The 16,687-nt window shown below is 49.3% G+C and carries 16 protein-coding genes; 11 read left to right on the top strand and 5 right to left on the bottom strand.

Going from position 1 to position 16,687, the window contains the following annotated elements; translation table 11 throughout:
- Positions 1–75 precede the first annotated feature (75 nt).
- The 3 genes from GF404_01960 to GF404_01950 all read right to left on the bottom strand — a co-directional run bounded on the left by GF404_01960 (position 76) and on the right by GF404_01950 (position 3,219).
- On the bottom strand, positions 76–837 hold the full coding sequence (locus tag GF404_01960; GenBank protein ID MBD3380941.1) for a PEP-CTERM sorting domain-containing protein: 762 nt from the start codon (positions 835–837) through the stop codon (positions 76–78).
- Between the two features lie 311 nt (positions 838–1,148).
- Entirely contained in the window at positions 1,149–1,694 is a 546-nt protein-coding gene (locus GF404_01955; GenBank protein ID MBD3380940.1) for a hypothetical protein, read from the bottom strand.
- 19 nt (positions 1,695–1,713) lie between these two features.
- Positions 1,714–3,219, bottom strand: coding sequence for a tetratricopeptide repeat protein (locus tag GF404_01950; protein ID MBD3380939.1), 1,506 nt, complete (start codon positions 3,217–3,219; stop codon positions 1,714–1,716).
- A 208-nt stretch (positions 3,220–3,427) separates the two neighbouring features.
- Between GF404_01950 and GF404_01945 the strand changes: the two genes are divergently transcribed.
- Positions 3,428–3,943 (top strand): methylated-DNA--[protein]-cysteine S-methyltransferase, encoded by a 516-nt coding sequence (locus GF404_01945; GenBank protein ID MBD3380938.1) that lies wholly within the window; start codon positions 3,428–3,430, stop codon positions 3,941–3,943.
- A 56-nt stretch (positions 3,944–3,999) separates the two neighbouring features.
- Positions 4,000–5,109: an aminopeptidase gene (locus tag GF404_01940; GenBank protein MBD3380937.1), complete on the top strand. Its 1,110-nt coding sequence runs from the start codon at positions 4,000–4,002 to the stop codon at positions 5,107–5,109.
- A 213-nt stretch (positions 5,110–5,322) separates the two neighbouring features.
- Here the strand turns inward: GF404_01940 and GF404_01935 are convergent, their stop codons facing one another.
- Both GF404_01935 and GF404_01930 read right to left on the bottom strand, forming a co-directional pair.
- Positions 5,323–6,414: a methyltransferase domain-containing protein gene (locus GF404_01935; protein ID MBD3380936.1), complete on the bottom strand. Its 1,092-nt coding sequence runs from the start codon at positions 6,412–6,414 to the stop codon at positions 5,323–5,325.
- Positions 6,415–6,474: 60 nt separating this feature from the next.
- Entirely contained in the window at positions 6,475–7,407 is a 933-nt protein-coding gene (locus GF404_01930; protein MBD3380935.1) for a GNAT family N-acetyltransferase, read from the bottom strand.
- Positions 7,408–7,630: 223 nt separating this feature from the next.
- On the opposite strand from GF404_01930, the gene GF404_01925 reads away from it, so the two are divergent.
- From GF404_01925 to mtaB, 9 genes are all read left to right on the top strand, one after another.
- Positions 7,631–8,143, top strand: a complete 513-nt coding sequence (locus GF404_01925) for an HNH endonuclease (protein MBD3380934.1) — start codon at positions 7,631–7,633, stop codon at positions 8,141–8,143.
- A complete protein-coding gene (trpS, locus tag GF404_01920) occupies positions 8,144–9,121 on the top strand; it encodes a tryptophan--tRNA ligase (GenBank protein ID MBD3380933.1) in 978 nt (325 codons plus the stop codon). It abuts the gene before it with no gap.
- Positions 9,118–9,876, top strand: coding sequence for a segregation/condensation protein A (locus tag GF404_01915; protein ID MBD3380932.1), 759 nt, complete (start codon positions 9,118–9,120; stop codon positions 9,874–9,876). The genes trpS and GF404_01915 overlap by 4 nt, the downstream gene beginning before the upstream one ends.
- A complete protein-coding gene (gene scpB, locus GF404_01910; protein ID MBD3380931.1) occupies positions 9,842–10,711 on the top strand; it encodes an SMC-Scp complex subunit ScpB in 870 nt (289 codons plus the stop codon). Before GF404_01915 ends, scpB begins: the two co-directional genes overlap by 35 nt.
- Positions 10,701–11,420 (top strand): pseudouridine synthase, encoded by a 720-nt coding sequence (locus GF404_01905; protein MBD3380930.1) that lies wholly within the window; start codon positions 10,701–10,703, stop codon positions 11,418–11,420. Before scpB ends, GF404_01905 begins: the two co-directional genes overlap by 11 nt.
- Before the next feature lie 17 nt (positions 11,421–11,437).
- Positions 11,438–12,118, top strand: coding sequence for a (d)CMP kinase (locus GF404_01900; GenBank protein ID MBD3380929.1), 681 nt, complete (start codon positions 11,438–11,440; stop codon positions 12,116–12,118).
- Positions 12,115–12,723: a 1-acyl-sn-glycerol-3-phosphate acyltransferase gene (locus GF404_01895; protein ID MBD3380928.1), complete on the top strand. Its 609-nt coding sequence runs from the start codon at positions 12,115–12,117 to the stop codon at positions 12,721–12,723. Before GF404_01900 ends, GF404_01895 begins: the two co-directional genes overlap by 4 nt.
- A 430-nt stretch (positions 12,724–13,153) precedes the next feature.
- A complete protein-coding gene (rpsA, locus tag GF404_01890; GenBank protein MBD3380927.1) occupies positions 13,154–15,289 on the top strand; it encodes a 30S ribosomal protein S1 in 2,136 nt (711 codons plus the stop codon).
- Positions 15,290–15,416: 127 nt separating this feature from the next.
- A partial coding sequence (mtaB, locus tag GF404_01885; protein ID MBD3380926.1) for a tRNA (N(6)-L-threonylcarbamoyladenosine(37)-C(2))-methylthiotransferase MtaB occupies positions 15,417–16,687 on the top strand: 1,271 nt, incomplete at its 3' end.

The following is a 16,687-nucleotide window of genomic DNA, read 5'->3' as shown; positions in this document are numbered from 1 at the left end:
TTTGTGTGAGGTAAAAAGAACCCTCCCGGAAAGGGAGGGTTCAGGCAGGTCAGATTCTTCGCCGTTTATATCAAACTAGCGAATTTTCTTGCGAATAATGCCGCCACCCATCAGGCCGAGACCCAAAAGAAGCAGGGTGGCGGGTTCGGGAACAACGCTCATGTCGTAATCATCTTCGATCAGGTCATTTCCGCAGGCCAGGGTCATATGGATCGAGACGTTGTTGACGGTGGCGAAATCCACACTGGCAAACATGCTCTTGGAGATTCTCATCTCCCAGACATAGGTGTCGCCGGTCTGGTCTTCGGTCAGGCCGTCATGCATCTGCATGTCGATACCGCCCAGTTCCGTGCTGGCATTGTCATCATGAGCAAAAGCACCGACAGCATTGTAGATGGTCGGATTGTCGTGATAGCTCTGGGGCAGATCGGGAATACCCAGCGGAGTGCCGGTGATATCGTACAGGTAGCCGTCGGTATTTACCGAATAATCGGTATTGGAACCATTGAAACCGAAGAAGAATTCACCGGACTCATAGTATTCGCCATTGATCGTCGCGCCATAGCCAAAAGAGCTTGTAACCGCGAAATAAAGGTAGTCATCGTCATAAGCGAACTTACTGCCTTCGATATCGCAGGTTTCACCATCGGCACCAGCCGGAGAAGGTGTATTCGGGGGCAGGTTCGGATACGAGATCGGCGACCAGTCGTTGTTGTAATCGAAGATATTCTGATCGAAGACCGAGTTGAACTGCCAGCTGATAGCCATCGAGTTACCGGCCAGAGCAAACACGAGCACTAAGGAAAGTAAAAGAGCCTTTTTCATACGCACCTCCATAAGTTAAGAATCAATTTCATCACACTATTAACTTGCAAGCACCGTGCCGTAATGAAACAAAAGCGAAAAGAGCCATGTTTGCAAGCTGTTGGCGGCAAGGCATATGCGACGCGGGCTAAAATTCTAGAGCTGTTCATTATTTGCGCAACTCGTTATATTGTAAAGAATATCGACGGTATGTTAGTGTGAGGATTTATATAATATGGGTTATTATCTTGTATGACAATGTGATAGGTGTCTTTTGCGATGTTGTCGGTGAGGGCAACAAAAAAGCCCCGTGTACGGGGCTTTTTTGAAGTCTATTTCGTCTCTTATTTCTCGCGAATGAAGCGGAAAGCGGGGCTGATATTGGTCTTGGCGTCCGGCAGAACACCCATCAGGTGATTCGAGGGCGGAAAGAAAGTTGTGTCGACCATGATATCTTCGAGTTTGGTTTTATCCCTGGAGGTGTAATACAGCCTCGCGATCAGGCCCTCGCCGGGATCGATATATTTCAAAGGCGGAGTCATCGAGGCCAGGATCCCCAGGTTGAATTTCTGCTCAGCCGTATCGGCATTGGGGATTTTGACCGCGCAGAATTCTGCACGGGTTTTGGCAAACGAAATCGAATCGTACATCATCTCGGTTTTCGCGGCTTTAATTAAAAGCGGAAAAGTTATTGCGGCGAGGGGCTGATCGTTGATCAGGCGAATCTCGATCAGGTAATGGTTTTTGATGTCGGTCGGTTTAAGGATGACCTCGCATAGATTGTTTTCATCCGCTGTCGGGCGTGTCGCTGTGGTATTGTCGGCCACAAGAATCGCGCCGAGTATAAAAATCAAAAAAATGCTTAGTACCGGGAGTGTCTTGAGGTTCACTGTTTTTCCTCCTGTGAATTTATAACTGTTGTAATTTTTCCTTGGCCTTGCGGCTGACCGGCACATCGGGATAGGTGTCGATCTGCTTCTGGTAGTAATGTTTAGCTGAATCAGGCATATCCAGTCTCAAGTCAAAGATCGAAGCGATCTGGAACAGGGCGTTGTTGGAGACCCGGTAGTCGGGATATTTCCGGAGCATCTCCTTGAGCGCGTCGACCGCATCGTACCATTTTTCGTAACGGATATAGAACCTGGCCAGGTATTCCGAGGCCGCCACCCCCAGAGCGTGATCCTCGTAGTCCTCGCCGGTATTCTTGTAAAAGTCTTCTGCCCTGTTATACCACTGGCGTTCCATTTGGTTCTTATCCTGCTTGGCAAAGAACTCCGGAAGCCTGAGATATGTATCGAACGCCAGGGAATTGGTGGGATAGTTTTCGATCACCGCCGTATAGGCGTCCTCAGCCGAGCGAAAATCGCCTTCTTCCTCGTAGGAGATCCCGATAAACAACTGTGCCTGTGGATATAACTCCCTGGCATAGTCAAAGTTGTCCAGCAGGTTGTACAGCCTCTGGCGGGCCTCGCTGAAGCGCCGGTTTAGAAACATGACCTGACCGGATTCAAGAATCGCCTTGGGAGTATAGGTGCTGTCAGCAGGTCGCTCGAGAAGTTTGTTATAAAAATAGAGCGCGGAATCCGGCATATCGAGATCATTGAAGTATGCCTGCGCTGTCAGCATCAGGGCGGGTTTGGTCATCTGTCCGGTCGAATCCACTACAGTTTTCAAAAGGTCGATCGCTTTGCGGGGATTGCCGCTGGTCTTATAAGTTTCTGCCAGAAAACGAGTTGAAACTACCCCGAGATTGGTACCCTGGTAAGATTCTTTGAGGCGGGTGTAATAATTTTCGGCGTAGTCGCGGTAATGCTCGTACTTAGCAGAATCAGAAACGATCGAGAAAAACCGCATCATGTCATAGGGTAGCCTGAGGATATCCATATCGGGGTTGAGGTTAGCCATAGCCGGCGGATCGTATTGATCGATCAGGCTGACATAGATTTGCTCGACTTTGTCGTAGTTTTCCCGTTTGTTATAAAACTCCGCCAGCCTGAGTTGAGCGGTCTTTATCTGACCGTAGTTTTTCGGGAAAAGCTCCTCGAAATCCTCGTAGGCATTCATGGCTACCGCGGAATCGCCAATCAATGTGCTCAATTCACCGATCCGAAGCTGGCTCTGGCCGGCAAGATAGGAGGCATTGAGCTCGTAATCCGTGACCGAGTCCTTGCTCGCGACATCGGGAAAGATCTCACCGAAACGGTCGACCACCCTCGCGTGCATGGCTATCAACTCCCGCACGGACTCATCAGTGGCCAGTTCCGGCTTGATTCCGAGGACTTTTTCCTCAGCTTCGAAAGCCTGTTGCTGAAGCTTTTCGATCTGGTAATTGCCGGATTCCATGCGGTCCGCGCCGCATCCGCAGATCACGACGGCAACTATAATAATGACAACGAGATAAGTTAAATTTTTCATAATCTTTCTTCTCTTATCGGTTGTTCGATTCTGGATTTGATTCAATTTAATAAAAAAGCATATAAATTACAACTATATTTAACAGGTATATAAATCATGGACATCCAGCTGAAAATGCAAGATTTAACTTCATTTCGAGACCTGAATAATTATATTAGTTACTTTCGATAGCATTTATCGTCTAAAATCACAGCTGGAGTGCGACATAATGAATAAGATATATTACAGTTCATTTGAATCCCGGTACGGCAGGATATTCGTGGCCGCGTCGTCGAAAGGCGCTGTCCGTATCACTGCCGGCCGAACCGAATTTGATGGGCTCTTATCATGGCTGGAGGATCATTTTCCGGGGTATGTCTACGAGGAGGATGAAGAATTCATGAAGAAATATATCTCGCAGGTAAAAGATTACATTGCCGGCAAAAAAGATGTAATTGATATACCAGTCGATCTCAGGCTCAATGGATTCACGCGTAAAGCGCTGATGGCGCTCAGGCGGATTCCCTTTGGATGTACGCTCACTTACGCTGAGCTGGCGGCGAAAGCCGGCAATCCGCGTGCGGCCCGGGCGGCCGGAACAGCCTGTTCGAAAAATCCCCTGCCGTTCGTAATTCCCTGCCATCGCGTGGTTGCTCGTGGAAATCGTCTGGGTGGCTACGGTGGAGGGGAGAAGTTCAAGCTGGAGCTTTTGCAACGTGAGGGAGTCACCAACATTAAAACCTGAGGCGGAATTCTTCGTATATGCTATTCATGGTATGAATCTACGGTAGAAAGGAATATATTATGGATCCGAGAATTGAGAAGCTGGCCGATGTGATGGTCAATTATTCGCTCGAACTGAAAGAAGGTCAGAATGTCAAGATCAAGGGCTCACCGCAGGCACTGCCCCTTGTAAAGGCGTTTTATAAAAAGGCACTCCAGGCCGGGGCTCATCCTTATTACTGGCCGGATATCGAAGATCTCGAGGAGCTTTTGTATAAGCATGGTTCCGATGCGCAGTTGAAATATATCCCTGAAATACAAAAGCTGGAAGTCGATAAGATGGATGCTCTATTGGGTATCTTTGCCCGCAATAATACGAAGTATTTGTCGAATGTCGATCCCTCACGGCAGGCTCTGGCACAGTCCAGCCGGCAGAGCCTGATGACACGTTTCATGGAACGGGCCGCGGCAGGTGAATTGAGCTGGTGCGGTACCATGTTCCCGGTGCATTCGGCCGCTCAGGATGCAGATATGTCGCTCTCTGAATATGAAGAATTCGTTTTCGGTGCCGGTCATCTCAATGACGACGATCCGGTCGCGCACTGGAAAGCGGTTTCGGCCAAACAATCCAAAATTTGCAGTTTTCTGGAGTCTTTAAAAGAGATCAAAGTTAAATCCAAAGGTACCGATCTGACCGTAAAAGTGGAAGGTCGTAAATGGGAGAATTGTGACGGAAAGAACAACTTCCCCGATGGTGAGGTCTTTACCGCTCCGCATGAAACTTCAGCTGAGGGCGAGATACTGTATTCATTTCCAGCCTGCTACCAGGGCCATGAAGTTGCCGGGGTGAAACTCAAATTCAAGGAAGGTCGCGTGGTCGATTACTCTGCCGATAAAAACATCGGTTACCTGGAGAAGATGATCGATATGGATGATGGTGCGCGGTTGATCGGTGAATTCGCTATTGGTACTAATTATAATGTGCAGAATTTTACAAAGAACATACTTTTTGATGAAAAAATAGGCGGTACGATGCATATAGCGCTGGGGCAGGCTTACCCGGAAACCGGTGGCAAGAACAAATCCGGACTGCACTGGGATATGGTCTGTGACCTGCGCGAGGGAGGTCAGTTGATCGGCGACGGCGAAGTGTTCTACAAAGACGGAAAATTCATCAAGGATTTTTAATCCAGATAGATTATGGGGGAGAGTTCAATGGTTGCGAAAATTGTAATCTATGGCCTGGTCGGGATGATTGCGCTGTCTCTTCTGGGGCTTCTGTTCCGGTGGCTGTATATCAAGGCGGGTGGTCCGGAACTGACAACAAAAAGCTGATTTGCTTCTACAAAAGGCTTCAGGTTATCACCTGAAGCCTTTTTCGCAGGAGATAGATTTAGTGAGTCAGTCTTTTAGCGATTCTTTCAAAACCGCCAAACTTGGTATCGGAATAGGCACAGAGGTCCCGCTGACAGGATCGAAGCAGAAACGGTATGAGCAACCGGAGACCCCCTGCCTGAACATTTCCCGCCAGCCCTTGACGGTATAACTACAGGCATCGTTGATACAAATATACAGGTCGTGATCCCAGGTGCTCATGGGATTGTCGGTCACACCCCAGAGGCGCAGTCTTTCACCGCAGAAGGGACATTCGAGTGTCTCCCTGATCTCGTCTGCACGATTTTTGATGTCGATCATCCGATAATCTGACTCATTGACAGCCGGTACCGGACGAGGCTCGGTTTTCTTATCGCTGTTCGTGTCAGCGTAGACTGCAAAGATCGGATCCGAAGGCATTCCGCTGTCGGCATATTTGTCGTCTCCAGGACGAGGTTTGCCCATCGAGATAAAAACCTCCGGCTCAGAATACATTCCGGATCTCCTGAAATAATCTTTGACCAGTTCGAGGCGTTCGTCCTCGGTCAATATTGTCCAGGCCTTAACAGCTTTGGTGGGGAAAAAGCGGTTCGAGAAAATCACCAGGTGAAGACCGCCCGGCTTTAGAATCCGTGCGATTTCGGCGAAGATCTTTTCAGGATGAACCAAGTATTGAATCGACACGGTGTTTATGACGACATCGTAATAATCGTCCTCGAAAGGCAAATGCGGTTTGCGATTGAGATCGGCCAAAAGCCAGTCGTCAAGTTGACGGTTGGCCCGGAGTTCATTCTCATTTAAACCCAGCCCGATTACCTCCCCGGTTTGCATATCTTCGGGCAAATGAGAGTCGGTCGAGGCCATCAGGTCGAGAATGACCGGGTTGTCTTCCACGATCAACTGCCCGATGATCTGCTTGACCGTGGTATTGGCGTATTTGTCGAGATGATCGACCATACGATCGACCGCGTAAAATTCAGCGTCATCCGTCTCATCCTCGCGGGTGTAAGCATCCGGACTGTCTATAACAGTTCGGAAGGTGGTATTGTCTTCGAATGCGTAGGATTTCTCTGGATACACGTCAGCTCCCTTTGAAAAAGTGATATTTATTATCTGCATTTAATGAAATGCCCTGACGAGGATAAAGTTCCAGCGGCAAATCGGATTATATGCTGGATTTTAGAAGAATGCCAGGTTGGCGGGAAGGTAGCAGTCGAGGTTGAAAAACATCCGGTCGCTCATCAGGATTTCCAGTTCCTCGACTTTAAAGTCATGCTTCATCAAAAATTCCATTACATCGCCCCGGCGACCGGGAACCCACAAGACTATCCCTCCCTCTTCGGGTTTGCGATGGAGGTTGATCATTTCGCTTAAAACAGGCACCATATATTCCGGACGGGTGACATTGACCGGGGCAATGATCTCATCCCGGATTATCTGCGAATACCCGGCCAGCTTGCGCCCATCGTAGAACAAATAGCCTTTGGCAGTGTCCAGGTCGATCCAGAATTTATGCTCCTCCGGACGGTATATTCCCCGGTTCTTCTTGTCGAGGCGGTTTAAAACTTCGATCTGCTCGTAATTATCTATATTTATAATTCGAAAATGATAGTCGTTTCTTATTCGCCTGACCTGTTTGCCTTTACGGGCACGCCAGACCATCATCGGAAGGCTCTCGATCGGATGAAATCCGAATGCTGTATAGAGCGCGACAGCGGGTGCGTTATATGCGAAAGTAGCCAGTGAATGGGTATGGATTTCCTCGTCTTTGGTGATGATGAGAGAGCGCTTCAGAAGCCGTTTACCGATACCGCGCCCCTGGTATTTTGGATCGACGAACAAAAACGCCAGGTACCATTGGCCGTCGCGGACCATGGCCGAGGAATAGCCGATCATTTTATTGCCCGCGAATGCGCCGTAACTGCCGGCCGGATCGGTATCTATCAGGTGGATCATCAACTTGTTGCGTCGTCTTTTTTCCGGGAAGGGGTAGGGATATAGATTGTGCTCTTTGCGCAACTGGTTGATTGTATCCATTACCAGCTTGTTAGATTTTATCGTGTCGGTTTTTTTTAGCCGTCGCACCGATATATTGGATTTTATCCGCGGCATTTCTCACCTCAATTTTATATAACCACGAAGATACATCATCTGGGGCAAAAGTTGTTTCATCCCAAGACCGATAAAAACGTATATACATAATATAAGTCAACAATAACTTTTCCGGCGAATTTGCCGGAAGTCCAGTGTTGACGGGCATCAGAAGTTTTTATTGACTATTGTACGAGCTTGGATAAATTACCTTCTTTGAGGTAGAGATGGCGGTAACGGTATGCTGAGCAGGAATGTATTGGTTCTTAACCAGAATTACGAACCGCTTTCGGTCTGTTCCGTTAAACGGGCGGTGGTGATGATTCTTCTGGGAAAGGTTGAAATGATAGAAACCATGGACGGTCATCAGTTGCGCTCGGTCAATTCGGCTTTCAGGGTGCCCTCGGTGGTTCGCCTGGGAGTTTATGTCAAAGCCCCGCGTAAACGGATTCTGCTGTCGCGTAAGAATATTATCAAGCGTGACGGTCACCGTTGTATGTACTGCGGTAAGACCGAGGGGTCGATGACAGTCGACCATGTTATCCCGCGTCGGGTGGGGGGTAAGGATACCTGGGAAAACCTGGTCTGTGCCTGCACCAAGTGCAACAACATGAAAGGCGACCGTACGCCCGAACAGGCTTCGATGAAGCTTTTGAAAAAGCCGACCAAGCCGAATCATATAACATTCATTCAGCGGTTTATCGGTATTTCCGACAAACGCTGGAGACCATACCTGTTTATGGAGGAAATCAGTTAAATGGCTAAGCAAGTTGTATTGTCGGGAATGCAGCCGACCGGATCTCTGCATCTGGGGAACTATGAAGGCGCGCTCAAAAACTGGGTCAGCCTTCAGGATCAGTACGATATGTATTGTTGTATAGTCGACTGGCATTCGCTGACATCTTTATACGATAAAACCGACGTCCTCAAAGATCAGGTCTTTCAGATGGCGGTCGATTTTATCGCGGCAGGACTCGATCCCCAAAAATGCGCCATCTTCGTTCAGTCGCACGTCAAAGAACATTCGGAACTGCACCTGTTGTTTTCTATGATCGTGCCGATCCCGTGGCTCGAGAGAGTACCGTCATATAAGGAAAAGGCTTCAAAGATGGGCCTGGATTCCTATGGTTTTTTGGGCTACCCGCTTTTGCAGGCGGCCGATATCCTGCTTTACAGGGCTAACTTTGTACCGGTCGGGAAAGACCAACTGCCTCATATCGAACTTACCCGTGAGGTTGCGCGCAGGTTCAACGGTTTGTATGGCGAAGTTTTTCCGGAGCCGTTGGATAAACTGACTAAGTTCGCCGCCGTGCCCGGAACAGACGGCCAGAGGATGAGTAAATCTTACGGCAACCATATCTGCCTGGCAGATACCCCGGAAGAAACCGCCAAAAAGATTTCGGGTATGTTCACCGATCCCGAAAAGATCCGCAAGAATGATCCGGGTCATCCGGAACGATGCCCGGTCTATGCTTTGCATCAAATCTATACCGACAGTGGCCTGGACAAGATCGCTGCCGACTGCCGTTCGGGTGATCTCGGATGTGTGGCCGACAAGAAACACCTGGCGGAAAGCATAAACAACGCTTTGGCTCCGATCCGCGAGCGTGCGGCCGAGCTCAAGGCTTCTCCGGATACAGTTATGGACATACTCAGAGATGGCGCGGAGCGTGCCAGGAAAAGAGCGCAAAAGACCATGGAGATGGTCAGGGAGGCGATGGGGCTGACGCTATGACGACTGAAGATCTGCTCAAGATCAATCCTTATTCCGGTGAATTCGAGCCCTCCTATGAGGTCAAGCTGGAGAAATTCGAAGGACCGCTCGATCTCCTGCTGTACCTGATCAAGAAAGATGAAATCGATATCTACGATATCCCGATCGCGAGGATCACCCGTCAGTATCTCGAGTATGTCGAACTGATGCAGATGCTTAACCTCGACATAGCCGGCGAGTTTATCCTGATGGCGGCGACATTGATCAATATCAAGTCGCGCATGCTCCTGCCCAGAAATGAGGAGGAGGAAGCTGACGACCCTCGCGAGGCGTTGATTATGGCTCTTCTGGAGTACGAAAAATACAAAAAAGCGGCCCTGAATATGCGAGAACATGAAGAGGCCGAACGCCGTTTCATGAAGCGCGAGGATTTCTCATACCTGGATCTTGCGCCTGAGGAAACTTTTACCCTCGAAGCCACGATCTTCGATTTGATGAAAGCTTTCAAAGAGGCGATGGAAAACCTCGAGCGGGAAGCCTATCATTCGGTAAAAGTCGAGGAAGTGCACATCGAGGATCGGATTGCCAGGATCGAGAAAATACTGTCGGCGAAAGACTATGCGACTTTCAGGGAGCTTTTTTCAGACAACCCGACCAGGCTTGTACTGGTGGTAACGCTTCTGGCAATACTTGAATTAATCAAAGCAAATCGTTTACGGGTCCGCCAGGCGGCACCGTTTGGTGAGATCAGAGTTTATTCGAGGCATGATGACTGAAGAGCAGATAAAAAACCGGATAATTGATGAGGAAAAAGAAGTTGTCGAAGATGAGGTCGAGGATAGTTCTGAACGAGATAGTTCCGAGCTGGATGATACTCATCAGGAGGTGCGCGACGCCGAGGAGTTGACCGAGGAGATGGCGGAGTGGATGAATATGACCGAGGCTCTATTGTTTGCCAGCCCCGAACCGGTCAACTACCGCAAGATCGCGCGCTTTCTGGGCAAGCTGACTAAGGCCCAGGTTTACAGCATTGTCGATAACCTCAACCGGCGCTATACCGACAGCGGTCATACTTTCCGAATTCGGGAAATAGCGGAGGGATTTCAGTTCTATCTGTTGCCGAATATGACCGCGGCGGTGGAACGTTTCCTCAAGAAACAACGTGAGCGCCGACTCACGCAGGCCGGGTTGGAGACTTTGGCGATTATCGCCTACAAACAGCCGGTCACCAAAGGTGAAGTCGAACATATCAGGGGGGTCGGTGTCGACGGTACGCTCAACACCCTGCTGGATCGCAAGCTCGTGACTATTGCCGGTCGTTCCGACAAGGTCGGCCATCCTTTGCTCTACGGTACTACCCGCAGGTTCCTGGAATATTTCGGGCTCAGGGATCTGCGTGAACTTCCGCGACTGGAAGAGTTTGCTGAGGCTTACAAGGATAAGATCAAAACCGACCAGGGCGAACTGCTTCTTTCAGAACAGGAAGCAAGCGCGATGAAAGTCGAACAGGGCAAAGCATTGACTGTCAGAAAAAACGAGGAGGAATACTCATCTGAAGAGTCTCCAGGCGAAGGGGACATGGAGAATGAGATAGAAGCGGATGAGGCTTAATAAATATTTATCACATTGCGGTATAGCTTCGCGCCGTCAGGCTGACGAAATGATCTCGGCCGGCAGGATCAAGGTTAATGACGAGATTGTCAATACGCTCGGTGCGGTTGTCGATGAGGATAAAGATGTTGTCAGGGTAGACGACCAGGAAATCGAGCTCCCCACTGAAAAATCATATGTAATACTCAATAAACCTCGCGGATATATCTCCAGCTTGGTCGACAAATTCGGACGGCCGACAGTGATCGACCTGATCAAGGGGGTCGATGCACGAGTTTACCCTGTGGGCAGGCTCGACCTCGACACTGAGGGGATTATCCTCTTGACCGATGACGGTGAACTGGCCTACCGCCTGGCTCACCCCAAATTCGAAATTAAAAAACTCTATGTCGCCACTATCAAAGGTGAATTGCCGGCTGAGATGATAGGTAAGATCGAAGCGGGCGTCGAACTTGATGACGGTTATGTCGCCACAGCCAAGGCCAAGCTGATGTCCGCCCAGAAATATCAGTCGGTCGTCCAGCTCGAGCTCCACGAGGGCAAGAAGCGTGAAATCCGCCGGATCTTTACCGCCCTTGGGTTCACTGTCAAGAAACTCAGGCGCATCCGTTTTGCCGATCTCTCCTGCGAGGGGATGCGTACCGGAAGCTGGCGTCATTTGAACCGCAAGGAAGTCCAGAAACTGCGTCGTAAGGTCGGCCTGGAATAATCTTCAAAGTAAATCCGATGACAGAAAAAACTGAAATTATCGCGATCGACGGGCCCTCCGGTTCGGGCAAATCAACTACCGCGCGCGCTGTCGCAAAAAAACTGGGATTCGTGTTTCTGGATACCGGGGCGATGTATCGCGCCCTGACATTACTGGCTCTTGAAAACGATATCGAGCCTGCCGATGAAGCGAAGCTGTCCGCTCTGGCTGAAAAGATCGATATCAAATTTGCGGACGCCGATGACGGTCAAAAGGTCTATGTCGATGATCGAGATATTACCGATGATATTCGTACTCCCGTGGTTACCCGGGCAGTCAGCGAGGTTTCGGCTCATCCGAAAGTACGCGAGCACCTTGTGGCGATGCAGAAGGAGATCGGGCGGAAACAGAATATTGTTGCGGAAGGCCGTGATACCACCAGCGTAGTATTCCCGGATGCCGGCCTGAAAGTCTATCTCAGTGCGTCAATTGAAGAACGGGCACGCAGGCGGTTAAAAGATTTTGAACGGATGGGTAAATCGACCACACTCGCGGATCAAATCAGAGATATCAAGCGTCGCGATGATTACGATTCCGGACGAAGGACCTCACCCTTGACTAAAACTTCCGATTCGATCGAAGTTGACACGACCAATATGACCATTGATCAACAGGTCGATAAAATCATTGAGCTTTTCCGCGCGAGAAATTCCGCATGACTCTCTTTTATCATTTTACTGCTTTCACAGTCGGCTGGATGTTTCGGATATTGTATGGCGTCAAGCGCTATAATCTGGAGAAGCTCGATTTCGAAGGGCCGGCTATCCTGGCATCAAATCATATATCGCTTGCCGATCCTCCCCTGATCGGGAGCCTGACACCTTTCGAAGTACATTTCATGGCCAAGGCGGAATTGTTTAAAAATCCGGTCTTCGGGAAGACTATCTCGGCTTTGAATGCTTTTCCGGTCAAGCGCGGGTTGATAGACCGCAAGGCGATGAAACGTGCTGAAGAGATCCTGATAGATGGAGGCAGGGTGCTGATTTTTCCGGAGGGGACACGCCAGAAAGATGGCGTTATGAAATCCGGCAGGCCGGGCCTGGCTAAGCTGGCGATTGAAAACGATGTCCCGGTGCTTCCGGTTTACCTGGAGAATTCAAACCGTCTCAGCAAAGTTTTCTTGAGCCGGCGATATATCAAGATTGTTTACGGTGACTTAATTGATACAGCCTCGTTTATGCCCGGCCTCCCGCAAAAAGACCGTATTCGCAAACTGACCGAGCATATCATGACCGAGATCAAAGCTCTGCGAAAAATAATTTGATATTATAATAGAGTATCATAGAAGCATTAAAATGCGTTTTAAAATTAGTCCTGGTTTACAGTTAGTCAGTATAAAGCCGGACTCACTCAACGACTTTTTTATCAAGGTAATAAACTTAAAAAGACAAAATATCATCTTTGCACCAAAATGGATACTGGTTCCAGTTTGGAATTCTCCCAAATTCAAATCAAGTTTATCCTGTTTGTGCCGAAGCTCTTAACGGGGTTTAGTATCCATTTTTGATTGAAAATCCCGAAAAACTATGACAAATTGTGCCCTGTTTGAGCTATCGGGTTATCCGGCATATATTTAAAAAAGATCAAAAAAGCTTGTTTTGAGCCCGAAAGCATTTGACATTTTCTGAAATTTGATTATATGTGTAAGACCCTTTCACGGGAAATGCTAAGTTATAAGGAGGATTTACCGTAACATGACTGAAAAAGCTGAGAAGGCAAAGAAAAAATCCAAAAAGACAGGAGGTGGTAAAAAGGCTCATCTAAAATCCGGAACCAAAGCTTCAAAGCAAACTACCACCAAGAAAAAATCCAAAGTCGAGGAACGAGCGTCCCGGCTAGTCACCGAAACCGCAACCCAGGTAGAAACCCGACAGACCAAGCGTCGCGCCCGTGTGGCTCAGAAGGCCGCCGATGTCGCGCGTCAGGCTATTGAGAAGCCCGATGATGTCGAGATCGTCGAGTCGATGAAACTGACCGATATCGGCGACGGCGATTACAGCGAGGAAGAATATGAAAGCATGCTCCAGATGTACGAGGACACGCTTTCTGACCTGCGCGAGGGCGAGATCATCAACGGCAAGGTGCTGGGTGTAACCCGCGACGATGTTATCGTCGATGTCGGTTTCAAGTCCGAGGGAATCATCCCCGTAGGTGAATTCACTGAACCGATCAATATCAGTGTCGGTGACGAGATCGATGTTTACCTGGATGCGTTTGAGGACCAGAACGGCCAGTTAGTGTTATCCAAGCGTAAGGCCGATTTCCTCAAGGTCTGGGACAGGATCCGCGAATCCTACGACTCCGGCGAGTTAGTGCCGGGTACTGTAAGCAGAAGGATCAAGGGTGGCCTGGTTGTCGATTTGTTTGGAGTAGACGCGTTTCTGCCCGGTTCACAGGTGGCATTGCGTCAGGTACCGAATTTCGATGAGCTGGTTGGTAAGGAGATGGAGCTGAAGATCATCAAGCTCAACAAGAACCGCCGTAATATCGTGGTTTCACGCCGGGTTGTGCTCGAGCGCGAACGCGAAGAACAGCGCGACAAGCTGTTGTCCGAAATCGAAGCCGGTCAGGTCCGCGAGGGCGTGGTCAAAAATATCACCGATTTCGGCGTATTTATCGATCTGGGCGGTGTTGACGGTCTTCTGCACATCACCGATATGTCCTGGGGACGAATCTCCCATCCGTCGGAGATGGTCTCGCTGGGCGATACTATCAACGTCAAGATTCTCGATTTCGACCAGAATACCGGTCGAATCTCTCTTGGATTGAAACAACTCACCCCGTACCCATGGGAGAATATCGAAGAGAATTACCCGGTTGGCTCGAAAGTCAAGGGCAAGGTCGTTTCGCTTACCGATTACGGCGCTTTTGTCGAGCTCGAGAAGGGAATCGAGGGTCTCATCCACATCTCCGAGATGTCCTGGACTCAGCATATCAAGCACCCCTCCAAGATAATGCAGGTCAAGGATGAAATCGAGGCGGTAGTCCTTTCAGTAGATAAAGAAAATGAGAAGATTTCTCTGGGGCTCAAGCAGTTGGTCGAAGATCCCTGGAAGACGATTGACGAGAAATATCCGGTCGGGATGAAGCTCAAGGGCAAGGTCCGCAACCTTACCACTTTCGGCGCGTTCATCGAGCTGGAAGAAGGTATCGACGGCCTGATTCATATTTCCGATATGTCCTGGACCAAGCGGATCCAGCATCCCTCGGAAATCATGAAACGCGGTGACACAGTCGAGGTCGTGGTGCTCAAGATCGACAAGGAAAATCGTCGTATCTCCCTGGGTCACAAACAGCTCTATGAGGATCCGTGGCCGACTTTGTCAAAGAATTACGCTGTCGGATCGGATGTTTTGGGCTCGATCGTGCGTATGCTCGACCGCGGTGTAATAGTCGAACTGCCGGGCGGTGTCGAGGGCTTTGTGCCCACCAACCAGCTCGGTAAACCGGATCTTGAGAATCCCGAGGATGCTTTCCAGATCGGCGATGAGCTTCCTTTGCAGGTGATTGAGTTCGATCAGCCCGGTCGAAGGATCGTGCTGTCTGTCGACTCATATTATAAGAAGCGCGAACGCAATGAGCTGGATCAGTTCCTGGCCAAGTATCCAACCCGTACCATGAGTATGGAAGATGCGGTCGAGGGACAGGGCGAGGAGGGCGAAGAGGAAAAACCGGCAGAAGAAGCCAAAGCCGAACAGCCTCCCGCTGAACAGCCTGAAGGTGAACCCGAACAGCCGGATTCAGTGGATAAACCTGCTGTCGAAGAGCCGAAGGAAAATCCGGACACTCCTCCCACACCGGATGAGGAAGACAAGGACAAGACCGAATAACAGATTCACTGTATTATATCAAACGGGCGGCTTCGGTCGCCCGTTTTTTTTGGTATAAAGCGCTTGAAAAACACTACAATTTATGTATAATATCTCCACGATTACTTACCAGTAAAGGGTTTTCACTGTGGCAAAGGTTTCTTTTTTTACAGTTGGATGCAAGCTCAACCAGTATGAGACCGAATTGATAGCACGACGCCTGAAACAGCTTGGATTCGAGCGGGTTGACTGGGCTGAGGATGCCGACTTGTATATCGTCAACAGTTGCAATGTGACCCATAAGGCGGCCGCTGACTCTCGTCGCAAGCTGTTCGGGGTCAAGAAGAAACATCCACGCGCGAAGGCTGTCGCTATCGGCTGTTATGCCCATTTGAAAAAAGAAGATCTGAGCGGTCTGGAGGAGATCGACCTGGTATTGGGAAACGATGAAAAGGATCAGGTGCTCGCTCGTTTGAACCATCTTTTTCCTGAAATCAGTGCTGATATGCCGTCTTTGGAAGATTCTGTTTTAGATGGTATGAGTAAGCGCAGTCGGGCGCTGGTCAAGGTGCAGGATGGTTGCAATCAGAATTGCAGTTACTGTATTATCCCAAAAGCTCGCGGGCATGAAATTTCCCGGCCGATCGAAAAGATACTTGAAGAGGTCAGGGCGTTAAAAAACAATGGTTACCGGGAAGTGATCCTGACCGGGGTGCATGTCGGGCGTTATCGCGAAAACGGCACAGTACTGGGCGGTCTGGTCAGGCGGATTGTAACGGATACGGAAATCGACCGGGTCAGGTTATCATCTCTCGAGGTCAATGAGATCGAATCCGATCTAATTCAGACAGTCGAACAATCAGGCCGTGTCTGCAGGCATTTTCATATCCCGCTCCAGAGCGGTTCGGATCGGATTCTGAGATCGATGAACCGTCCGTATAGTACCAAAAAATACAGGGATATAATCGATCAAATCAAATCCCGTATCCCCGGAGTTATGATCGGCGCCGACCTGATTGTCGGATTTCCCGGCGAGACGGAGAAGGAATTTGCTGAAAGCCTTGATTTTGTTGAAAACAGTCCGATCGACTACCTGCATGTGTTCAGCTATTCCGACCACCCTGAAGCTCGCAGTTTCAGTTTTGATGATAAACTCGAACCTCCTGAAATCAAAATCCGCAACCGGATCGTGACAGACCTTGGTGACCTGAAATGGAAGAGTTTTATTAATTCTCAGCTCGATAGCGAGCTTGAGGTATTGTTCGAGAAGCGATACTTTCATAAAAATGGTGCTGTCAGCGGGCTTTCCGATAACTATATCAGGATCGAAAGTACCGCCGGTCCCGAGTTCTGCAACCAGATCTGCCGTGTCAGGCCGGAAGCCGTTTGCGGTCGCAAACTGATCGGCAAAATAATTTC

Source organism: Candidatus Zixiibacteriota bacterium, from assembly GCA_014728145.1.
Classification (GTDB): Bacteria; Zixibacteria; MSB-5A5; order JAABVY01; family JAABVY01; genus WJMC01.
The sequence above is the reverse complement of the archived record's forward strand: the minus strand, read 5'-3'. Positions and strand labels throughout refer to the sequence as shown.